Genomic DNA, 267 nt, shown 5'->3' on the forward strand with positions numbered 1-267 from the left:
TTGGTGAGGGCTGTCGAATAAATAAATACCCAGATCACCAACATGATGAAATAGAGGATACCGATAAAAAAGCCCCAGTTCTTTCCCAGATAACCTGAGATGACGCTTGGGTAGTCCTTGCATTCGGGTGATTCGGCCAAAGTGTTAATAAATAGCCTCTGGAACAGGTACATCGCGGGATAGGCGATCACCGATGAGACGAGGAAAACCCACAATCCGACTAAGCCGACCTTCACTGGAAGAAATACAATACCAGCACCGATAGCC

1 protein-coding gene is annotated in these 267 nt (G+C 46.8%); it reads right to left on the bottom strand.

Annotation, left to right across the window (positions count from 1 at the left end; all coding sequences use genetic code 11):
• On the bottom strand, positions 1–267 hold a 267-nt coding region (locus P9273_RS32125), incomplete at both ends, for a hypothetical protein (RefSeq protein ID WP_278052588.1).

The sequence above is a fragment of the Mesorhizobium sp. WSM4935 genome, from assembly GCF_029625735.1.
GTDB lineage: Bacteria > Pseudomonadota > Alphaproteobacteria > Rhizobiales > Rhizobiaceae > Mesorhizobium.